Annotated in this window: 21 protein-coding genes; 15 read left to right on the top strand and 6 right to left on the bottom strand. The window is 70.0% G+C overall.

Annotated elements, in window-relative coordinates; all coding sequences use genetic code 11:
- The first annotated feature begins 59 nt into the window (after positions 1 to 59).
- From QRN27_RS14845 to QRN27_RS14815, 7 genes are all read left to right on the top strand, one after another.
- Positions 60 to 479 (top strand): Asp23/Gls24 family envelope stress response protein, encoded by a 420-nt coding sequence (locus QRN27_RS14845; RefSeq protein ID WP_056011060.1) that lies wholly within the window; start codon positions 60 to 62, stop codon positions 477 to 479.
- On the top strand, positions 476 to 664 hold the full coding sequence (locus QRN27_RS14840) for a DUF2273 domain-containing protein (protein WP_056011063.1): 189 nt from the start codon (positions 476 to 478) through the stop codon (positions 662 to 664). Before QRN27_RS14845 ends, QRN27_RS14840 begins: the two co-directional genes overlap by 4 nt.
- Positions 661 to 1,014: a hypothetical protein gene (locus tag QRN27_RS14835; RefSeq protein ID WP_285042891.1), complete on the top strand. Its 354-nt coding sequence runs from the start codon at positions 661 to 663 to the stop codon at positions 1,012 to 1,014. The genes QRN27_RS14840 and QRN27_RS14835 overlap by 4 nt, the downstream gene beginning before the upstream one ends.
- A complete protein-coding gene (locus QRN27_RS14830; RefSeq protein WP_285042890.1) occupies positions 1,011 to 1,586 on the top strand; it encodes an Asp23/Gls24 family envelope stress response protein in 576 nt (191 codons plus the stop codon). The genes QRN27_RS14835 and QRN27_RS14830 overlap by 4 nt, the downstream gene beginning before the upstream one ends.
- Entirely contained in the window at positions 1,586 to 2,188 is a 603-nt protein-coding gene (locus tag QRN27_RS14825) for a hypothetical protein (RefSeq protein WP_285042889.1), read from the top strand. Before QRN27_RS14830 ends, QRN27_RS14825 begins: the two co-directional genes overlap by 1 nt.
- A gap of 94 nt (positions 2,189 to 2,282) precedes the next feature.
- On the top strand, positions 2,283 to 3,551 hold the full coding sequence (locus tag QRN27_RS14820; protein WP_285042888.1) for an Asp23/Gls24 family envelope stress response protein: 1,269 nt from the start codon (positions 2,283 to 2,285) through the stop codon (positions 3,549 to 3,551).
- A gap of 25 nt (positions 3,552 to 3,576) precedes the next feature.
- Entirely contained in the window at positions 3,577 to 3,993 is a 417-nt protein-coding gene (locus tag QRN27_RS14815; protein ID WP_285042887.1) for a hypothetical protein, read from the top strand.
- Positions 3,994 to 4,064: 71 nt separating this feature from the next.
- Here QRN27_RS14815 and QRN27_RS14810 read toward each other — a convergent pair whose 3' ends face one another.
- The 3 genes from QRN27_RS14810 to QRN27_RS14800 all read right to left on the bottom strand — a co-directional run bounded on the left by QRN27_RS14810 (position 4,065) and on the right by QRN27_RS14800 (position 7,609).
- Entirely contained in the window at positions 4,065 to 4,355 is a 291-nt protein-coding gene (locus QRN27_RS14810) for a DUF1905 domain-containing protein (RefSeq protein WP_285042886.1), read from the bottom strand.
- A 250-nt stretch (positions 4,356 to 4,605) separates the two neighbouring features.
- Positions 4,606 to 6,141 (bottom strand): CoA-acylating methylmalonate-semialdehyde dehydrogenase, encoded by a 1,536-nt coding sequence (locus QRN27_RS14805; protein WP_285042885.1) that lies wholly within the window; start codon positions 6,139 to 6,141, stop codon positions 4,606 to 4,608.
- Between the two features lie 109 nt (positions 6,142 to 6,250).
- The gene (locus QRN27_RS14800) at positions 6,251 to 7,609 is read right to left on the bottom strand and encodes an aspartate aminotransferase family protein (RefSeq protein WP_285042884.1); all 1,359 of its coding nucleotides are present in this window, start codon (positions 7,607 to 7,609) and stop codon (positions 6,251 to 6,253) included.
- Between the two features lie 26 nt (positions 7,610 to 7,635).
- Here QRN27_RS14800 and QRN27_RS14795 point away from each other — a divergent pair, with 26 nt between their 5' ends.
- The gene (locus tag QRN27_RS14795; protein ID WP_285042883.1) at positions 7,636 to 9,198 is read left to right on the top strand and encodes a PucR family transcriptional regulator; all 1,563 of its coding nucleotides are present in this window, start codon (positions 7,636 to 7,638) and stop codon (positions 9,196 to 9,198) included.
- Positions 9,199 to 9,612: 414 nt separating this feature from the next.
- Here QRN27_RS14795 and QRN27_RS14790 read toward each other — a convergent pair whose 3' ends face one another.
- From QRN27_RS14790 to QRN27_RS14780, 3 genes are all read right to left on the bottom strand, one after another.
- Positions 9,613 to 10,992 (bottom strand): NAD-dependent succinate-semialdehyde dehydrogenase, encoded by a 1,380-nt coding sequence (locus QRN27_RS14790; protein ID WP_285042882.1) that lies wholly within the window; start codon positions 10,990 to 10,992, stop codon positions 9,613 to 9,615.
- A gap of 145 nt (positions 10,993 to 11,137) precedes the next feature.
- Positions 11,138 to 12,571, bottom strand: a complete 1,434-nt coding sequence (locus QRN27_RS14785) for an NAD(P)/FAD-dependent oxidoreductase (RefSeq protein ID WP_285042881.1) — start codon at positions 12,569 to 12,571, stop codon at positions 11,138 to 11,140.
- Positions 12,572 to 12,633: 62 nt separating this feature from the next.
- Positions 12,634 to 14,103 (bottom strand): APC family permease, encoded by a 1,470-nt coding sequence (locus tag QRN27_RS14780; protein WP_285042880.1) that lies wholly within the window; start codon positions 14,101 to 14,103, stop codon positions 12,634 to 12,636.
- A gap of 242 nt (positions 14,104 to 14,345) precedes the next feature.
- On the opposite strand from QRN27_RS14780, the gene QRN27_RS14775 reads away from it, so the two are divergent.
- The 7 genes from QRN27_RS14775 (at position 14,346) to QRN27_RS14745 (ending at position 20,666) form a co-directional block, all read left to right on the top strand.
- Positions 14,346 to 15,803, top strand: coding sequence for an aldehyde dehydrogenase family protein (locus QRN27_RS14775; protein ID WP_056013552.1), 1,458 nt, complete (start codon positions 14,346 to 14,348; stop codon positions 15,801 to 15,803).
- A 189-nt stretch (positions 15,804 to 15,992) separates the two neighbouring features.
- Positions 15,993 to 16,445 (top strand): Lrp/AsnC family transcriptional regulator, encoded by a 453-nt coding sequence (locus QRN27_RS14770; protein ID WP_285042879.1) that lies wholly within the window; start codon positions 15,993 to 15,995, stop codon positions 16,443 to 16,445.
- Between the two features lie 54 nt (positions 16,446 to 16,499).
- A complete protein-coding gene (locus tag QRN27_RS14765) occupies positions 16,500 to 16,850 on the top strand; it encodes a cupin domain-containing protein (RefSeq protein WP_285042878.1) in 351 nt (116 codons plus the stop codon).
- Positions 16,851 to 17,167: 317 nt separating this feature from the next.
- The gene (locus tag QRN27_RS14760; protein WP_285042877.1) at positions 17,168 to 18,436 is read left to right on the top strand and encodes a GNAT family N-acetyltransferase; all 1,269 of its coding nucleotides are present in this window, start codon (positions 17,168 to 17,170) and stop codon (positions 18,434 to 18,436) included.
- A gap of 52 nt (positions 18,437 to 18,488) precedes the next feature.
- Positions 18,489 to 19,034 (top strand): CPBP family intramembrane glutamic endopeptidase, encoded by a 546-nt coding sequence (locus tag QRN27_RS14755; RefSeq protein ID WP_285042876.1) that lies wholly within the window; start codon positions 18,489 to 18,491, stop codon positions 19,032 to 19,034.
- 174 nt (positions 19,035 to 19,208) lie between these two features.
- On the top strand, positions 19,209 to 19,886 hold the full coding sequence (locus QRN27_RS14750; RefSeq protein WP_285042875.1) for a hypothetical protein: 678 nt from the start codon (positions 19,209 to 19,211) through the stop codon (positions 19,884 to 19,886).
- A gap of 27 nt (positions 19,887 to 19,913) precedes the next feature.
- The gene (locus QRN27_RS14745; protein WP_285042874.1) at positions 19,914 to 20,666 is read left to right on the top strand and encodes an SDR family oxidoreductase; all 753 of its coding nucleotides are present in this window, start codon (positions 19,914 to 19,916) and stop codon (positions 20,664 to 20,666) included.
- Positions 20,667 to 20,668: the final 2 nt, after the last annotated feature.

The raw sequence follows: 20,668 nt of genomic DNA, 5'->3' as shown, positions 1-20,668 counted from the left end.
GCACCGCGGCCGAACCCCGGACCGCGAAACCGCACCACCATCCTCGAAGGAGCAACACCATGTCGAACACCACCGACACCGCCACCCACGCCGCCACCACCTCCACCGGCAAGAACGTCATCGCCGACGGCGTCGTCCAGAAGGTCGCCGGGATCGCCGCCCGTGAGGTCCCCGGCGTGCACGACCTCGGTGGCGGAGCAGCCCGTGCGATCGGCGCGATCCGCAACGCGATCAACGCACAGGACCGCGGCCAGGGCGTCAACGTCGAGGTCGGCGAGAAGCAGGTCGCTGCCGACATCGTGATCGTCGCCGAGTACCCCGTCGACCTCCAGCGCGTCGCCGACGACGTCCGTCGCAGCGTCACCGACGCCATCGCGAACGTCGTGGGCATGGACGTCACCGAGGTCAACGTGACCGTCTCCGACGTCCACATCCCGTCCGACGACGACAACGACGCTGACGAGAGCCGCGTCCAGTGAGCACGACCGACCGTGGCATCCTCGTCGGTGCCGTCCTCGCGCTCGCAGCGGTCGCCTTCGGCTTCTGGGCGATGATCCTCGTCGCCCTGTTCATGCTGATCGGTTTCGGCATCGGACGCGTCCTCGAGGGCAAGCTGGACCTGCGCGGCGTCGCCGACGCGCTCCGCGGGCGGCGGTCGTCGTGACCGCGGCGGTGGCGGCCGAACAGGCCGTGCATGGTCGCAACACGATCAGCTCCCGCGCCGTGCGTCGCGTCGTGTCTGCCGTCACCGCGGAGGAACTCGGTGTGCGGGCGTCGGAGGTCTCGGTCGAGCTCTCCGACGCCCACGGGGCCCTCACGGTCACCGCGAGCACGCCCATCCACGTGTCGCCGCTCGGCACCGACGCCCGCACCTCGGGAACGGTGCTCGACCGCCTGGCACGCGCACAGACCAGCATCCGTGAGCGGTGCCTGAGCCTGACCGGATCGACCATCGGACGCGTCGATCTCCACATCACGGGCGCGAAGCTCGAAGAACGAAGGAGGGTGTTGTGAGCACCCAAGCCCTGTACCGCCGCGCGGTGCGTCGTGAGACACACTCGCCGAGGTCCGCCCTCGCGATCACGATCGCCATCGTGCTCGCGCTCGTCCTCGCCTGGCTCGGCACCGAGTCGGTGCTGGCCGCGATCGGGCAGCAGCCGCTCCTCGTCGCACCGAAGGACATCGTCACCGCGGTGTTGACGGCGGCGACGGCTCCGGCCCCGCTGCTCGTCGCCATCGGTGTCGTCGCGGCGATCGTCGGGTTCATCCTGATCGTCCTGTCGCTGGCACCCGCCCGCCAGGGCCGTCGTGGATCGATCGCCGAGCGCACCGCGACCGTCGTGGACGACCGTGTGATCGCCCAGTCGCTCGCTCGCGCCGCCTCGTACGCCGGCGACATCGAACCCGCGCAGGTGAAGGTCAGCGTCGGTGCTCGCAGCGCCCGCGTCGACGTGACACCGACGAGCGGTCGACGCGTCGATCAGCGGGAGATCCAGCAGGCGGTGGACGCGGAGGTCGCGTCCTACGACTTCCGGCCCGCCCTCCGGGCGAAGGTCAAGCTCAACGAACAGGGAACGGTGGCCTGATGAACTCGACGAATCGCTTCCTCAACCGATTCTTCATCCTCGTCGTCGGACTCGTCGTCCTCGCGGCAGGCGCGGCACTCTCCGTCGGTGCACTCCTGCCGGACGTGCAGCGCACGATCAGCGAGAACGCCGAGCGCGCCGTCGGCCCGACCACCGACACGATGGACGCGCAGCCGTGGATCCTCTGGGTCGCCGCGGTGGCCGCCGTGGTGCTCATCGTCATCCTGCTGTGGTTCGTGCTCCGTCAGGGTCGCGGCCACACCGGGACGCTGCTGCAGGTCGACGAGCAGCCCACCAAGGGCACCCCGACGGGCGGTCGCGTCATCCTCGACGTGAAGCTCGCCGAACAGGTGCTCGAGGAGGCCATCGGGCGGAACCCCGACGTCGTCGCGGTCGACGTGACCGGCTTCCGGATCCGCAAGCAGTCCACCCTGCGACTGACCGCCCACGCCCGCCGTGGGGCCTCGCCGATGGAGCTGCGCCGCGACATCGAGGCCGCGATCCACGAGTGGGACGCCGCCCTCGGGACGTCCACCCCGGTGGTCGTCCAGATCGTCAGCGGACTCCGCACCCGCCTCGCCAGCACCAACCGGGTCGTCTGACCCACCGCTCCGCGGCACCGCCGTGGCAGCCCGAACCGACAGCAAGCATGACCGTAGGACCGATGCGCCGCCGACGCGGCGCGAGGAGGATCGCATGAGCGACGACACGAAGCACCCGGATCAGCAGCACATCCCCACACCGGCCGAGGTCCGTGCCGAGCACCCGACGGTGCTCGTGCCCGCACACGGTGACGATGAGGTGCGCCGCATCGAGTCGCACGACGGTGAGCCTCCGGTGGCGGCGCAGCCCGCGTCGACCTCGGTGTCGGTCCCCGCGGTGGAGCCCACGGCCGAGCAGGTCGCTCCGGTCGAGGTGGCCGAGCCGGCCGAGCCGAGTGCACCGGTCGTGGAGATCGACTCCGGTCGCCGACGTGAGCAGGAGCAGGACGAGCTCGCGCAGGTCATCGCCGCCACCGCGGAGACGGTTCCCGGTGTCCACGCGCTCGGGTCCCCGACGGCTCGTGCCGTCGACAGCGCCAGGACCCGACTGCTCGGACGCACCTCCGTCCCGGGCGTCAACGTGCTGGCCGACGACGACGTGCTGAACGTCGAGGTCTCGTTGGTCGCCGAGTACCCGGCGAGTGTCGAGGAGGTCGCGGACACGGTCCGTGCCGACATCGCCTCGGCGCTGGAAGCGCGTCACGCAGGGCCGGTCGACATCGACATCACCGTCACCGACGTGCACGGCCCGTTCGACCCGGCCGACCCGGACCCAGGCGAACTGATCGACGGCGCGACCGCCGCTCTCGACGACGCGAAGGCGAAGACGGGCGAGGCGATCGGTGCCGCTGGCGACGCCGCCGGGAAGGCGTTCGACTCGGCGAAGGCGACGGCCGCCGACGCGGCCGACGCCGCCCGAGCAGGCGCTGCGAACGCGGCCGATGCGGCTGGTGACGCGCTCGAGGGGCTGTCGAAGCGTCAGGAGTCGGCGGACGGTGAGGTTTCTGCCGTAGACGGCCCGACGGACACCGCCGCGGTCGCCGTTCCGGTCGAGGACGCAGCCGCAGTGGATGACGATGCGACCGTCGCGGACGAGCCGGCTGTCACCGACCCGACGGAGCCGACGTCCGACGGCGATCTGCCAGAGGACCTCTCCGACGCCGCGCAGAAGCTCGCTGAAGCGGCCGACGCGCTCGCCGTGGTCGCCGAGGAGGTGACGCACGGCGTCGATCCGAACCCCGCGGACGCGGCCTCCGACGAGGCTGACGCTGACCTCGACGACGCTGCCGACCTCGCCATCGACGACGCTGCCACCGCCGACCCCGATGCTGCTCCCGAGGGTGCCGCCGAGGCTGATGATGCCGCCGCCGACACCACATCGACGCCGGACCCGGAGCAGCCCTCCGACTCCGCCCAGCACTAGCGGAACCAGCGAACGGAGAACCGTCATGCCCCTCTTCAGCCGAACCCGTTCCTACGGCGTCAGCCGCCCGCGTCCGCGCGCCGTCTGGGCCGCAGCCATCACCGGTGTCGTCCTCGTGGTGCTCGTGGTCGTCGGAGTGCTCCTCCCGATCCTCGGCCTCATCGGCGCTGCCGACGGTGCGACGGTCGGGGCCCTCAACGTCCCCGTTGGGAGCATCATCGCCGCACTCCTCGTCGGCTACCTCCTCGCGCTGCTGCTGCTTCTCGGCTGTGTCCGCAGCCGCAACGGCGCCCTGTCGTGGGTGCTGGCCGTCGCCGCGGTGATCTCGGCACTGGTCGTCTCGCTCTGGCCGCTGCTCGCGGTTGCTATCGCCGGTGTCGATCAGGCGTCCGACATCGTCCCCTTCATCCAGGACCTCATCGGGCGGGTCACCGGCAACTGATCACCGGAGATCCGCGCGGCAGCAGGAGGTTCTCCCTCGGAATCTCCTGCTGTCACGCGGATCTCCTGGTTTCAGCTCAGGCGGCGGCTGAGGTGCACCTCGACCGCGTCGCCGATCTCCTTGCCGAGCCGCTTGCGGAGCTTGGCGCTGACGGAGAGCATGTGCCCGCCGGTACCGGTGGGCATGAGGCCGACGTTCGGGACCTCGATGCCGTCGACGGTCGCGTCGACCCGCACGGTCTTGCCGGTGCCGAAGAACTCGGCCGAGCCCGGCATCTCGACGCACGACCAGACGTCGCCCTTCACGTCGACGCCGATCGGCGCAGTGAAGGTGTGTTCGAGTTCGATCGGTTCGAAGGCCATCGGTGGTGCTCCCCGCTCCTGGTGACCCGGCCATTGTCCCGGCTCTCGCGCCGCCCAGGCAAGGCCGGTCCTACGTCACCACCGGTCCCTGAGCTTGTCGAAGGGCGACTCGAGCTGCCTGCCAGTCCCGCCCTTCGACAGGCTCAGGGACCGCCCTTCGACAAGCTCAGGGACCGCGCATCGACGGGCCTCCGGAAACGATCGACCCCTCGGCAGGCTCGTGGTGAGCGCTGCCGAGGAGCCGGGATCCTCAGTTCTGGGGGAAGCCGAGGTTGATGCCGCCGTGGGAGGGGTCGAGCCAGCGGGCGGTGATGGCCTTCTGCTGCGTGAAGAACCGGACCCCTTCGGAGCCGTGGGCCTTGGTGTCGCCGAAGAGCGAGTCCTTCCACCCGCCGAACGAGAACGTCGCGACGGGGACGGGGATGGGCACGTTGATGCCGATCATGCCGACCTGGATCTCGTTCTGGAACCGGCGTGCGGCCCCGCCGTCGTTGGTGAAGATCGCGGTCCCGTTCCCGAACGCGCCACCGTTGATGAGCGCGACGCCCTCATCGTAGGACTGCACGCGGACGACGGCGAGGACGGGTCCGAAGATCTCCTCCGTGTAGACCTTCGAGGTCGTGGGGACGTTGTCGATGAGGGTGGGGCCGAGCCAGAACCCGTTCGGGTCGCCGTCGATGGGGGTGTTGCGGCCGTCGACGACGATCGTCGCGCCGTCCTGTTCGGCGATGTCGAGGTAGGAGGCGACCTTGTCGCGGTGCACCTTCGTCACCAGCGGTCCCATGTCGCAGTTCCGACGACCGTCACCGATCCGCAAGGTGGCGGCGCGTTCGGCGATCTTCGCGATGAGTTCGTCCGCGACCGGCTCGACGGCCACGACCACCGAGATCGCCATGCAGCGTTCCCCGGCGGAGCCGAAGCCGGCGTTGATGGCGGAGTCGGCGACGAGGTCGAGGTCGGCGTCGGGCAGGACGAGCATGTGGTTCTTCGCCCCGCCGAGCGCCTGGACCCGCTTGCCGTGCGCGGTCCCGGTCTCGTAGACGTACTTCGCGATGGGCGTGGAGCCGACGAAGGAGATCGCGCGGACCTCCGGGTGGGTGAGGAGCCCGTCGACGGCCTCCTTGTCACCGTTGAGCACGGTGAACACTCCATCGGGGAGCCCTGCCTCCTTCCAGAGCTTCGCGAGCCAGATCGCCGCGGACGGGTCCTTCTCGCTCGGCTTCAGCACGACCGTGTTGCCGGCCGCGATCGCGATGGGGAAGAACCACATCGGCACCATCGCGGGGAAGTTGAACGGCGAGATGATGCCCACGACCCCGAGCGGCTGCTTCGTGGAGTACACGTCGACGCCGGTGGAGACCTGCTCGGAGAACTCGCCCTTCAAGTGGTGCGCGAGGCCGGTCGCGAACTCCACGACCTCCTGCCCGCGGGTGATCTCGCCCAGCGCGTCCGAGACGACCTTGCCGTGCTCGGCCGTGATGATCTCCGCCAGCTCGCCCTTCTTCGCGTCCAGCAGCTCACGGAATTTGAAGACGATCTGCTGACGCTTCGCGAGCGGCAGGTCGCGCCAGGCCGGGAACGCCGCGGCGGCGGACGCGACGGCACGGTCGATCTCGTCCTGGTTCGCGAGCGCGACGTGCTTGGTGGCGACACCGAGCGCCGGGTCGTAGACGGGGGCGGTCCGGCCCGAGTCGGACGGGGCCTCGGCGCCGTCGATCCAGTGCGGGACGACCGGCAGCGAGCCAGACTCGGTGGTCGTGGTCTCGGCGGTTGTGGTGGTGGTCATGCGGAGTGCTCCTGGGGATCGTGGGGTGCAGCGGTGGGGGCGTCGTGGGGGACGGGGGTCGGTGCGGGGAGTCCCGACACCGAGTCCCAGAACGGTTCCGGTTCGCCGGTCATGCGCGCAGCTCCGTGAGTGCGCTGTCGATGATCGCGACGCCGGTGGCGACCTCGTCAGGGGTCACGACCGCCGGCGGGACGACGTGGATCCGGTTCTCGCTGATGAACGGCAGGAGGCCCGCGTCCATGAGCGAGGACTTGAATCGGCCCATGTCGGCGGCGGCGAGCGGCGCACGCGTCTCAGGGTCCTCGACGAGCTCCACCGCCCAGAACACCCCGCTGCCGCGGACCTCGCCGATGACGTCGTGTCGCTCGGCGAGGGCATGCAGGGCCGGCCCGAGGTGGTCGGTGCCGATCGTCTTCGCGTGCTCGACGACGCCCTCCTCGGCCATCGCCGTGAGGGTCGCGACGACACTCGCTGACGCAAGCGGGTGGCCGGAGTAGGTGAGGCCACCGGGGAACACCTGGTCGTCGAAGCGGTGCGCGATCTCCGCCGACACGATGACGCCGCCGAGCGGGACGTAGCCGGAGTTGACGCCCTTCGCGAAGGTGATGAGGTCCGGTCGCACGTCGAAGGCGTCGAACGCGAACCACTCGCCGGTGCGGGCGAAGCCGGCCATGACCTCGTCGAGGATGAGCATGATGCCGTAGCGGTCGGCGATCGCACGGACGCCCGCGAGGTAGCCGGGCGGCGGGGTCAGGATGCCGGCCGTGCCGGGGATCGTCTCGAGGAGGATCGCGGCGATCGAGCCGGGGCCCTCGGCCTGCACCGTGCGCTCGAGGTGACGCAGCGCGCGCTCCGACTCCTCCTCCGGCGTCGTCGCCCAGAACTCGGTGCGGTAGAGGTATGGGCCGAACACGTGCACGTGACCGCGTGCGTACTCGTTCGGGATGCGGCGCCAGTCGCCCGTCGCGACGATGGCCGCGCCCGTGTTGCCGTGGTACGAGCGGTAGGTCGAGATGACCTTGTCGCGACCGGTGGCGATGCGGGCCATGCGGATCGCGTTCTCGTTGGCATCGGCACCGCCGTTGGTGAAGAAGACCTTCTCGAAGCCGTCGGGTGCCCGATCGAGGATGAGCCGAGCGGCCTCGGCACGGGTCGCGTTGGCGGCCGCGGGGGCGATCGTCGTGAGCTGGGCGGCCTGCTCCTGGATGGCCGCGACCACCTTCGGGTGCTGGTAGCCGAGGTTCACGTTGACGAGCTGGCTGGAGAAGTCGAGGTACCGTCGGCCGTCGTGGTCCCAGACGGTGCTGCCGAGCCCGCCCGCGATGGGGAGCGGGTTGAGCGTGCTCTGGGCGGACCAGGAGTGGAGGACGCGCTGGGTGTCGGCGTCGCGCACGGTGGCGTTGTCGAGGCCTGCGAGGAAGTCGATGATCACCCCTGCAGCCTGGCAACCGGCGACGCCCGTGTACATGTCGGATCCAGTGATAGGTTCGGCTCATGTCCACGCAACCCGTGATCGGCGGCGAGGTCGGTCGCGTCCACACCGGCGTCACGCTGCGCACCCTCATGGCCCAGCCGGTGTTCAAGCTCACGCTGCTCGTCGAGGGCGACGCCGCCGACCTCGATCGCGAGATCGCCTGGGTCCACAACTCCGACCTCGGCGACCCGACCCCGTGGCTCGAGGCCGAGCAACTCCTGCTCACCGACGGCGCCCAGTTCGCCGGCTCGATGAGCGAGGAGCTGGCCGACCGCCGGACCGACGAGTATGTCCGTCGCCTGGTCGCCAGAGGAATCGTCGCGCTCGGCTTCGCGACGGGGATCATCCACGCCGACATCCCGCAGCGCCTCATCGACGCCTGCATCCGGCACCGGTTCACGCTGCTGGAGGTGGGCGAGCGGACGCCGTTCATCGGGATCATCCGCTTCGTCGCCGATGCGGTCGCGGCCGCTCGGGTGGCGTCGCTGGAGTGGTCGCTCGCCGCCCAGCGTGCGGTCGCGAGGGCGGCGCTCCGGCCCGACGGGCTCACCGCGATCCTGGAGGAACTCGGGCAGCAGCTCGACTGCTGGGTCGCCCTCTACGACGCGCTCGGCAACCGGGTGGTGACGAAGACGCGGGAGCTGGTGCCCGAGGGCGTCGAGGCCGCGGTGGCGGACGTGCTCCGGCGCGGATCGCGCGCTGGCCTGCATCTCGGCGAGGGCGCGGACGGCGCGACCCTGCTGACGCTCGGTCGGCGGGGCGAGCTGCGGGGCATCCTCGCCGTCGGGTCCCGCGTGCCGCTCGACAACGCCGAGCACGACCTCGTGTCGAGCGTCATCGGCCTGGCGAGCATCGCGCTGGAACAGCACAGCGCTCTCGACCTCGCCCGCCGTCAGCTGCGCTCCGGGCTGCTCGAACTCCTGCTCTCCGGCGACCATGCCGTCGCCGAGCGCACGGCCGCGCGGCTCTGGGGGCCGCTCCCACCCGACCCGATCCGCGTCGCCGTCGTCGACATCCCGCCGGGGGAGCTCGGGTTCCTCTCCGAACTCGACGTCCAGGCCGCCGCCCACGGGGGCAAGCTGTTCTTCGCCGAACAGGACGCACGCATCGTCATCGTGTCGAGTGACGCGGACACCGGCCTGTGGAGCGGGGTCGTCGGACGGCACGGGCTGACTGGCGGGGTCTCGGCGGTGACCACGTGGGCGGCGGTGAGCGACGGACTCGCCGAGGCGACGCGCGCTCGCGCTTCGGCCGGGGAGACGCCGCGACTCGTGCGGTACGAGGCGCTCGCGGAGCAGGGGTTGCTCGGACTGCTGAGTGCCTCGGGCGGTTCGGTGCTCGCGAACCGGTTGCTCGAACCGCTCGGACGGCTCGGCGAGGATGCGCGCGCGACGCACCTCGAGACGGCACGCGTGTGGTTGGAGGCGAACTGCGTCACCGACCAGGCCGCCGGCCGACTCGGTGTCCACCGGCAGACGCTGCGTGCGCGCATCGCGACGCTCGAGCGGCTGCTCGACCTCGACCTCTCGCGCTTCGCCGACCGCACCGAGCTCTGGAGTGCCCTGCAGCTCGCCGAGCGCTGACGCAGCCCTTCGACAGGCTCAGGGACCGGAGGTGGTCGGGTGTCGGGACCGGCCACCGGTCTCTGGGGCGCTACCCCTCGGTCCGTGAGCTTGTCGAAGGGCAGTACCGAGGACGGGGTTGCCCTTCGACCGGCTCAGTGACCGGAGGTGGTCACGTGTCGAGACTGGTCGCGGGACCCTGGGGCGCGACCCACTCGGTCCCTGAGCTTGTCGAAGGGCAGCGCCGAAGACGGGGTCGCCCTTTGACCGGCTCAGTGACGGAGGTGGTCGGGTGTCGGGACCGGCTGCGGGCCCCTGGGGCGCTACCGCCTCGGTCCCTGAGCTTGTCGAAGGGCAGTGCCGAGGATGGGCCGCACTTCGACAAGCTCAGTGACCGGGTTGGGGGTCTCAGTGACCGGGGTGCTCGGTGACCGATTACGCGATGCGGATGAGCTTCTTGTTGACGAACTCGTCCATGGCGGGCTTGCCCATCTCGCGGCCGGTGCCGGAGCGCTTCACGCCGCCGAAGGGCAGTTCTGCGGCGTCGCCGAGGACGAGGTTGATCCACACCATGCCGGCGTCGATACCGTCCGCGACCCGCAGCGCCTGCTCCTGGTCGGTCGTGTACACGTAGGAGCCGAGGCCGAACGGGGTGTCGTTCGCGAGGCGCACGGCCTCCTCCTCGGATGCGACGCGGTAGAGCGCGGCGACGGGGCCGAAGAACTCCTCGTGGAACGCGTCCATCTCGGGCGTCACATCGGTGAGGACCGCGGGCGGGAAGAAGTTCCCGTCCGGTTCGCCCGAGGCCAGGATCGTCGCGCCCTGCGACTTCGCGCGGCCGAGCTGCTCACTGAGGCGCTCGGTCGCGGCGCTCGACGACAGCGGGCCGAGCTGGGTGCTCTCCGCCATCGGGTCGGCCGGTGCGTTGCCGGTAAACACGGCGGTGAACTTCGCAGCGAACTCGTCGAACAGTTCGTCGATGACGATGAACCGCTTGGCGGCGTTGCAGGACTGTCCGTTGTTGTCGATGCGCGCGTTCACGGCGTCCTGGACGGCGGCGTCGAGGTCGTCGGTCGACAGCAGGATGAACGGGTCGGACCCGCCGAGTTCCAGCACGACCTTCTTGAGGTGCTTGCCTGCCAGCTCGGCGACCGCGGACCCGGCACGCTCGGAACCGGTGACGGAGACACCCTGCACGCGCGGGTCGGCGATGACCGTCGCGATCTGCTCGTTCGTGGCGAAGATGTTCACGTACACGGCGTCGTGGGCGCCGAGCTCGTCTTCGGCGTCGTCGAAGATCTGTGCGATCGCGAGCGCCGACTCGGGGCACTGCGGGGCGTGCTTGAGGAGGATCGTGTTGCCGTTGACGACGTTCGGGCCGACGAACCGGGCCACCTGGTAGTAGGGGAAGTTCCACGGCATGATGCCCAGCAGCACGCCGAGCGGGGCGCGGCGGATGAACGCGGAACCGGTGCCGTCGGAGAGTTCGATGGGCTCGTCGGCGGAGAAGGCTTCACCGTTGTCGGCGTAGTACTGGTAGATCGCGGCGGCGAAGTCGACCTCGCCGAGCGCCTGCTCGTAGGTCTTGCCCATCTCGCGGACGGCGATCTCGGCGAGCTGTTCGCGGCGTTCGGTGTGGAGGGTGGCGACGCGGGCGATGAGTGCTGCACGGTCGGCGACGGGAGCCTTGCGCGACCACTCCTCGTGAGCGGCGGACGCGGCGGTGATCGCCTGCTGCAGCTCCTCGTCCGTGATCGTCGGGTAGTCGCGGAGGGTCTCTCCGGTCGCGGGGTTGACGACGGCGTAGTCGCTCACTGGTGTGCTCCTTTGTCTGAGGTGCTGCTGGTGCTGGCGCGGTGCCCGGCTCGGGTCGACGCCGTCGGGGCGGGTCGGACGCGAATGCGGAGCACCACCTGCACCGTATCGAACCCCGCCCCGCCTGTCAGGAGTGGAAGCCGCTTCAGGAGTCGAAGCCCAGACCCACAGCGTCCATCGTGCGCAGCCACAGGCCACGCTTGCCGCGGTTCCGGTCGGCGCGGGCCATCTCCGAGAGGGAGATGCGAGCGCCGATGAACGCGAGCGGGTCGGGCGGGAACGGCGTCGGCTTCTTCGTGACGAAGTCCATGGTCGTGCGCTCGGTGGGGGTGCCGCTGAGGAGGTCGAGCATCACGTTGGCGCCGTACCGGGTCGCGCCGACGCCGAGGCCCGTGAAGCCCGCGGCGTGTGCCACCTTGCCGCCGTGCGCGGTCTCGAAGAAGGAGAAGAACCGTCCGCAGGTGTCGATCGCGCCGCCCCACTTGTGGGAGAACCCGAGGTCGGCGAGCTGCGGGTAGGTGTGGGCGAAGTGCGCGGCGAGCTTGAGGAAGGACTCCTCGCGCTGGTCGAACCGCGGCTCGACGCGGCCGCCGTAGTTGTAGACCGCGTCGTAGCCGCCGTAGAGGATCCGGGTCGACCCGTTCGCGTCGGTCGTGAGCCGCGAGTAGTGGAAGCGGTTGTCGAGGTCGGAGATGCCCTGCCGCCCCTTCCATCCCAGGGCTTCCAGCTGCTCGGCGGAGAGCGGGTTCGTCATGAGTGCGTAGTCGTACACCGGCACCGTGTACTTCCGCGCCTTCGGGATGAGCGCCTTGAAGACGTTGGTGCCGAGGGCGACGCGCTTCGCGACGACCGAGCCGTGCGTGGTCGTGAGGGTGACGGACGTCGCATCGGAGCGGATGGAGCGGACGTGTGTGTACTCGTGGATCTCCACCCCGAGCTCGAGGCAGGCGCGCCGCAGCTCCCAGGCGAGCTTCGCCGGGTTGACGAGCGCGGCGCCGGTCGGCTCGAACAGGCCGGCCTGGAAGATCGGCGAGTGGACCTCCGCCTGCATCGCCTCGCGGTCGAGGAACCGGGCCCCGTGTTCCTCGGCGCTCTCCCGCAGCCACTCGACGTGGTGCGGCGCGGTCGCCGCCTGCAGCAGCCCCGTCTCCTCCCAGTCGCAGTCCATGCCGTACCGCGCGATGGTCTCGCCGATCTCGCGCAGGTTCTCGCGCCCCAGCTCCTCCAGGCGGTCGAACTCGTGCGGGAGGCGGCTCTTGCCGTTCGAGGACCCGTGGGTGAGGCTCGGCTCGCAGAACCCGCCGTTGCGACCGGACGCCGCCCACGCGATCCGCCGCCCCTCGAGGAGCACGACCCGGCGGTCCGGGTCGCGCTCCTTGGCGAGGAGGGCCGTCCACAGCCCCGAGTACCCGCCACCGACGATCGCCAGGTCCGTCTCGACGTCCGCTTCCAGCCGGGGGAGCGGGGCCGGCCGGGTCGGGTCGTCGAGCCAGTACGGCTCCGGGTCGGCCGCTGCAAGCTGTTCCCGCAGGCGTGCGGTGTCGGCGAGCTCTTCGGCCAGTTCGTAGGTGGTTCTCATGGTGTGGTGTCCCTTGTGGTGCTCGGTACTCGGTGCGTGGTGCTGCGGGGCTGGTTGTGTGCCTACTCGGTGCGTGCGGGGTCGGTGCGTTCGGCCGTGGCCTTCGGGCCCCCGGATCCGCTCGCCGCGGCTGCCGCGTCACGCTTGGTGCTCCGCTGGACGAACAGCCAGATGACGACGCCGAGGGCGAGGAGGCCGAGCGCGATGCCGAGCTCGAGGAAGCCGCCGTAGCCGGTGGTGGAGAAGCCGGTCGCGCCGACGATGAGGATGATCGCGAGGAGCACCGAGAGCACGACCGACAGCGGCACGAAGAAGCGCGGCAGACGGATCGGGCGGACGGCGTCGGGGCGGTCCTTGCGCAGCAGGAAGAAGCCGGAGACGGCGAAGAAGTGCGTGAGGATGTAGCCGAGGTTGCCGGTCACGATGATCGCCAGTGGGTTCTGCAGCACCACGAGGATGACGACGTTCATGACGAGCATCACGTTGAGCGAGCGGATCGGCACCCCGCGACGGTTGAGCACGCCGAGCGAGGGGACGGTGACCCGCTCCTTGCCCATGTTGAACAGCACGCGGGAGGCGTCGGCCACCGAGGTGGTCATGATGAGCAGCAGCGAGGCGATGAGGCAGAGCACCATGACGTCCGCGGCACCGCCGACGAGGGAGGCGAAGCTCGCGACGAAGAAGGTGGCCGGGTTGTCGGCGATCGCCGCTTCACCCGCGTAGCCGCCGAGGGTCAGCGGGATGACGAAGAAGACACCGAGGCAGAAGAGGACGGACGCCTTGATGGCCTTCGTCGTGTCCTTCACCGAGTCGCGGTACTCCGGGGCGAAGGTCGCGCAGACCTCGATGCCGAAGGTGGTCCAGGCCATGATGTACAGCCAGACGATCGCGGTGTGGAGGCCCTCGATGCCCTCGAGCTTCCAGGTGAGGTCGAGCGGTGCCCAGTCGGCGCTGAACAGCGGGAAGACGATGAACACGAACAGCGGGATGAGCAGGATGCCGGCCGTGATGTAGACGAACGCCATGGTGACGCGGACGCCGATGACGTTGATGAGGTACATGACCCCGATGACGCCCAGGCCGATGAGGATCGGGAAGGTGATGGAGATCGGGCCGAGCTGGATCACCCAGTCCTCGTTCGGGAACCACTGCGCCTGGATGAGCGCACCGGTCACCGCGCCGTAGGTGGCGAGGTTCGTACCCCAGGGGAGCCAGTAGCCGACGCCGGTGATCGGTGCGACCCAGGGTGCGCGCGACTTCCAGGCTTCGGCCGCGTAGTGCGCGATGCCGCCGGAGGAGTTCGGGAACATGGTCGCGAGCTCGGTGTAGATCCAGTTGACGCCCATCGCGAGGATCATGGAGATCGCCCACAGCACGGCGGCCCCCCAGCCGCCGAGGCCGGTGATCGAGGCGCCGAGGGTGGCGATGAGGGCGGCGGGCATGGTCATCGCCATGGCGAAACCGTCGAACCAGCGCATCCGTTTCGGCAGGTGCGTGGTCTCGTCGGTGCTGGTGACGTGTTCGGTGGACATGGGCTCTTCTCGATTCGTGGGGGACGAGACGTCGCTGTCTCGCTGCTGATGCACTCAATGTGCCGAAAGATTGTCGCTACGACAAGATCGGGTCGTTTCAGTTGTTGTAATCGTAACTTTGACGAAACAATACTGCTTGTTCGAGGAATCGCAAGGTCCTAGGCTGATCCCACATTCTCCCGACGACATCCGCACGACGCTGTTCGGCGTCGTCGACCAGCCACGACACCAGGAGGTCCGGAATGACCACGTTGCCGACACCCACTCGCACCCAGCTCTTCATCGCCGGCGAGTTCACCGACGGAACCAGCTCGGAGCGCACGGAGGTGATCAGCCCCGTCACCGGTGACGTCGTCGCGTCGATCCCCGTCGCCGGCACGGCCGAACTGGACGAGGCGGTGCGCCGGGCGCACGAGGCGCAGCGGGAATGGCGGAAGCTCGGCGTGTTCAAGCGTGCGGAGATCTGCCACCGGGTCGGTGACGCGATCAACGCCCGCGTCGAGGAGCTCGCCCGCCTGCAGACGCTGGAGCAGGGCAAGCCGCTCGCCGAGTCCATCGCCGACATCGCCGAGGCCGCGCAGCTCTTCCACCTCCACGCCGAGGACGCCCTCCGCCTCTACGGGGAGACGCTGCCGTCGAGCGACATCGACAAGCGCATGTTCACCTGGCGCGCACCGGTCGGCGTCTGGGGCATCATCACGCCCTGGAACTTCCCGCTCCTCATGTTCAGCGAGTTCGTCGCCCCGGGTCTCGCCACCGGCAACGCCTGCATCGTCAAGCCGCCGAGCAACACGCCGCTCGCCGTCCTCGCCGCGATGGACTGCCTCGTGGAGGCCGGCGTGCCGGCCGGGCTTGTGAGCGTCCTCCCCGGTGACGGCGCCTTCGGCTCCGAGCTCGTCTCCCACGACGGCATCGACGCGATCGGCTTCATCGGCTCGTCCGCGACCGGCGCGAAGATCGTCCGCACCGCCGGTCTCAAGCGTTCGCTCATGGAGTGTTCGGGCAACGGCCCGATCGTCGTTCTCGAGGACGCGAACATCGAGCGCGCCGCGAAGGCCGCCGTCGACTCCGCCTTCTACAGCGGCGGGCAGGTCTGCTGCGCGACCGAGCGGCTCATCGTGCACCAGAACGTCCACGACGTCTTCGTCGAGGCAGCCCTCGCCTACGCCACCGCGAACGTGCGACTCGGCAACCCGTTCGACGAGGGGATCAACCTCGGCCCGCTCAACAACGAGGGCGTCGCCGCGAAGATGGACCGCCACCTCGACGAGGCGCGTTCGCTCGGCTTCGACATCCTGCTCGGCGGCGGTCGTGCGGCCGGCCACCCGACGGACCTCTACTACGACTTCACCATCGTCGACGGCGTCTCCGAGGACAGCCTGCTCTCGCGCGAGGAGTCGTTCGGCCCGGTCCTCCCGATCCTCACGGCGAAGGACGACGACGACATCCTGCGCATCGCCAACGCCGACGCGCTCGGCCTGCAGTCCGCGGTGTTCACCGACAGCCTCTCGAAGGCGTACCGGTTCATGGAGGAGCTCGAGACCGGCCAGGTGATCGTCAACGACTCCAACGGCTGGTGGGACATCAACATGCCGTTCGGTGGCGCGGGCGGCAAGGGCACCGGTTGGGGTCGCATCGGCGGCATGTACACGCTGCACGACATGACCGACCTCCGCACCGGCGCGATCCACATCCGCTGATCGGGCCCGCCGGTCGACGCGGCCTCCCTCGGCCGCGTCGATCGGCGTCACCCCGGTCGACCGCCCGCGTTCGGGTCGGTCGGTCGACCGGGGTTCGCGGCTCGGGTGGGGTGGACACCGCACCCGGGCCGTCAGGTTCCCCTCGCTACGCTTGACCGATGACCGTCCGCCAGCTGCCGGAGGAGCCCCATGAACGACCTTGACGACATCGATCGTCGGCTGATCGCGATCCTGCAGCAGGACGGACGGAAGGCGTTCTCCGAGATCGCCACCGAGACCGGGCTGCCGGCATCGTCCGTCCGCTACCGGATCCAGCGGCTCGAGGACACGGGCATCCTGCAGATCGTCGGCATCGCGAACCCGCTGTCGATCGGCTTCGACCACCTCGCGCTCATCGGCATCCGCTGCGAGCCGGGGACGGCCCGCGGCGTCTGCCAGGAGCTGTCGAAGCATGTGGAGACGAGTTACGTGGTGCTCACGAGCGGTGGTTTCGACGTGATGGTCGAGGCGGTATGCCGCGACATGGACCACTACAAGACCTTCCTCCTCGACACCCTGCAGCCGACGCCGGGCGTCCGCTCCACCGAGACGTTCTTCGTGCTCGAAGCCCACAAGCTCGCCTACGGCTGGGGCGTCGGGTAGGGAGTCGGGCTGTTCCCGATACACCTGTCTCCGTCCCGCTCTGAAAGGCTCCTCATGACCGACGAACTCCTCGCCCCGAACGCCGTGCTCCAGGGTGCCGACCTGGTGCTCGCCGACAACCCGCTCGCGCCGGAGGACGTCGTCTCGGGTTCGCCGCAGAGCGGGATCGCGTCGCTCGCGGCCGTCGACGGCGCCGAGGTGGGCGTCTGGGAGCTCGGCGTCGGCGTCGTGCAGGACACGGAGGTCGACGAGGTGTTCGTGGTGCTCTCCGGTGAGGCGACCGTCGACTTCGCGGACGGCACACCGTCGCTCGAGCTGCGCGCCGGTTCCATCGGCCGCCTCGCCGCCGGCGCCCGCACCACCTGGACGGTCCGCGAGACCCTGCGCAAGGTCTACGTCGCCTGAGTCGGCCGGCGCGTCCGGTCCCTGAGCCCCACCACCCCGGTCCCTGAGCTTGTCGAAGGGCCCCACCCGCACCTCCGGTCCCTGAGCCCCACCGCCCCCGTCCCTGAGCTTGTCGAAGGGCCCCACCGCCTTCTCGTACCGATCCCTAGACCCCACCACCCCGGTCCCTGAGCTTGTCGAAGGGCGCACCCCTCTCGCACCTCCGGTCCCTGAGCTTGTCGAAGGGCCCCACCCGATTCCTCATGCCGATCCCTGGGCCCCACCACCCCGGTCCCTGAGCTTGTCGAAGGGCGCACGCCTCCCCATAGGCTGGTCGCATGAACCTGCGCACCGTCGAGCTCGACCACACGGACCACGCTGCCCTGGACCTCTGGTGGGGCGCGGCCTCGCGTGGCTTCCTCTCGAAGCCGGAGACCGACGTCGCGGTGCGCGCTGAGCGTCGCCAGCTCCTCGTCGGCAGCTCCATCCTCGGCGTCTACGACGACACGGCGGCCGAACCGCTCGTCCCAGTCGCCACCCTCGGGTCCTTCCCGACCGCGTTCTCCATCCCGGGCGGTACCGTCCGTGCGCTGGCGATCACCGAGGTCACCGTCTCCACCTCCCACGAGCGTCGCGGGATCGCCCGGTCGCTCATGGAGAACCGCCTCCACCATGCGCAGGCGACGGGTGCCGCGATCGTCGCGCTCACGGCGAGCGAGGCCACCATCTACGGCCGCTACGGGTTCGCGCCCGCGACGTGGGAGTACACGCACGAGGTCGACCCGAAGCGCGTCGCCTGGCGGGGTGCACCGCCCGCCGGCCGGGTCCACACGCTCGATCCGCGCTCGCTCGCGATCGTCGCCCCCGAGCTGTTCGAGCGCTCGCGTGGCGCGGGCGACATCGACCGCGGGGTCGCCTGGTGGAAGCAGGCCCTGCGCGAGGTGACGATCCGGCACTTCAGCCACGGTGAGGGCGACACGCTCGCGCTCCGCTACGACGATGCCGACGGCGAGCCGCAGGGCTACGCGCTGTACCGCGTGGGCGAGGAGTGGGGGACGATCGTCGTCGACGACCTCATCGCCACCACACCCGAGGCCCGCTACGCGCTGTGGCGGCACCTCACCGGGATCAGCCTCACGACGAAGGTCACCTTCCAGCAGGCGCCGGCCGACGAGGCCATCCCGTGGCGACTGGTCGACCGTCGGGCCGTCAAGACCACGGCGCGAGCCGACTCCCTGTGGCTCCGCATCGTCGACGTGCCGACCGTCCTCGGTGCTCGTCGCTTCACCGTGCCCGGACCGTCGGCGCCGCGCGAGCACGTGCTCGACGTCGTCGACGCGCTCGGCTTCGCGGAGGGCCGCTTCATGCTCCGCATCGACGAGCGCGGGGCTGCGGTCGCCGAGCGCCTCGGCGACGTCCCGGAATCGGACACCGACACCGACGCCGTGCGCCTCACGATCAACGAGCTCTCGGCCATCCTCCTCGGTGGCCCGCGGGTGTCGGCGCTCGCCGAAGCGGGGCTCATCACCGGCTCGGCGGACGCCGTGCGCGCGCTGGATCTCGCGTTCGCGACCGAGCGGGCGCCCTTCCTGCGGACGCACTTCTAGAGGTTTCGGGCGATCGCCTGTGTTCCAGGCAGTCGTTCGTTAGGGTCGGACCATGGTCGAGTTCGTGGTCTTCTGCATCCCGGCCGTCATCTACCTGATCGTGCAGTCGCGCAGAGCGGGAGGCTCCTTCGCCGCGGCGCGACAGCGGCTCGGTGCCGTGTGGGGCGCGCCCTCCGGGTACGCGTGGGCTGCGGTCCTGCTGGTGCCACTGCTGGTCGCGGGCTGGCTGGCGATCGTGGCGATCCCGGCGGAAGTGCTCGACACGCCAGGGGTGTCCGTCGCCCGGCTCACCTCGGTCGCGGTGGGTGTGGGCGTGGTCCTCCGCGCGGTGGGCGAGGAGGTGCTGTTCCGCGGCCTGCTGGGCGGTGTCTTCATGAGACGGCTCGGGTTCTGGTGGGGCAACCTGCTCCAGGCGGTGCTGTTCATCCTGCCGCACCTCCTGCTGCTGGCGGTCGACCTCCGCACCTGGCCGGTCATCCCCGTGCAGTTCGTCGCCGGCTGGTTGCTGGGGTGGCTCCGCCACAAGACCGGCAGCTTCATCCCGGGCGCTGTCGTCCACGCCGTCGCGAACGTGGCGGCCGGGCTGATCGCGGGATAGCGCCGGCGGTGCCCTGGCCCGTCGGCCTCGAGCCCGCTCCACAGGCCGCCTGAGGTTCGGTGCGATCGGGTGACCGACGGGTGTCGGCAACCCGGATAGTCCACCGTCAGTACCGTCGCCTGCAGCATCACGACGGGCTTCGTCGAGGTGCGGAGCCGGCGACAGGAGCAACGCGTGGACATGACCCCCGACGAGACGACGAACGACGGCCCGGGCGGACCGCCGAGAGCGGGCGGACGGGCCCGGCTCGGGCGCCGTCCGGTCATCGCGATCGTCGCTGCCGTGGTGGTGCAGCTCGGAGTGATGGTGTTCCTCTTCGTCTCCTGTGCCGGATGGGTGGGAACGGTCCGGCAGCTGCCGACGAGCGCGCCGCCGAGGCTCACTTCACCGGGAGAGCAGGTCGATCCGCGCGATCCTCAGAGCGACGACGAACTTCCCACCCGAGACGAGGCGTTCGCCAAGGCTGCAGACATCCTCGGGCAGATGGTCAATACAGCGACGCGCGGGCAGCCGTCCGTGTTCTCACCGCAGGCGTCGGAGGCACCCTGCACCAGCCTGGCGCCGTCCGGTCGGGCCACGAAGCTGGCGCGCATGGCCGTTGAGCTCGAGCTGCCGGTCGGAACGAGTCGAGCCGTGCTCGTCGACCTCATCAACGTGTACGCGCAGCCGCTCGAACTCACCGCTGATTCCGACGAATTCCGGTCGGAGCTGATCGTGCACTCCTATGGCGAGCTGGGGCTGCCGGCGCAGCTTCGCGACGACGTCATCATCTTCGAGCGGGAGCTTCGACCCGATACGGACGTGCTGCGGATCACGGTCGAGAACGGCTGTTTCCTCCCGCCGATAGAGTGACATCCGTCGAGCACAGGGGAGAGTCGGATGAAGATCGTCGTCGCCGGGGGCAACGGGATGGTCGGGCGGCACGTCGTCGCCGTGGCCGAGGAACGCGGACACCGGGTGGTCAGCCTGTCTCGTGCGACGGGCGTCGATCTCGTGTCCGGGGCGGGGCTCGCCCAGCAGCTGGAAGCGGCTGACGTCGTCATCGACGTGACGTCGACGGCCACCCAGTCGGCGGCGAAGTCCCGCGAGTTCTTCGGTGGGGTCACCCGCACCCTGCTCGACGCCGAAGGTGCGGCCGGTGTGCCACATCACGTGGCCCTGTCGATCGTCGGGAGCGACCGCGCTCCGTTCGGCTACTACGCCGGCAAGGCCGAGCAGGAGGAGCTGGTGAGCACGGGGCGGATCCCGTGGACGATCCTCCGGGCGACCCAGTTCCACGAGTTCGCGCAGCAGATGGTCGAGCGGTTCCGGTTCGGCCCGATCACCATGGTGCCGACGATGACCTCGCAGCCGGTCGCCGCGCGCGAGGTCGCCGAGCGCCTAGTGGAGCTGGCCGAGGGGGAGCCGCAGGGCCGTCCGGCCGACCTCGCCGGCCCGGAAGAGCTCCGCATGTCCGCGATGGTCAAGGCGTACACGGCGGCCGAGGGCATTCGCGGCCCGGTCGTCGAGATCCCGCTCCCCGGCGGCTTCGGCAAGGCGATGCGCGACGGCACGACGCTCGCCGGACCCAATGCCCAGCGCGGCGCGCAGACGTTCGCGCAGTGGGTCGACGGGCTTCCCCAGGCTCGGTGACC

This window comes from Plantibacter sp. LMC-P-059a (assembly GCF_030209505.1).
Classification (GTDB): Bacteria; Actinomycetota; Actinomycetes; order Actinomycetales; family Microbacteriaceae; genus Plantibacter.
Note: the sequence above shows the minus strand (reverse complement) of the source record. Positions and strands in the feature narration are given on the sequence as shown.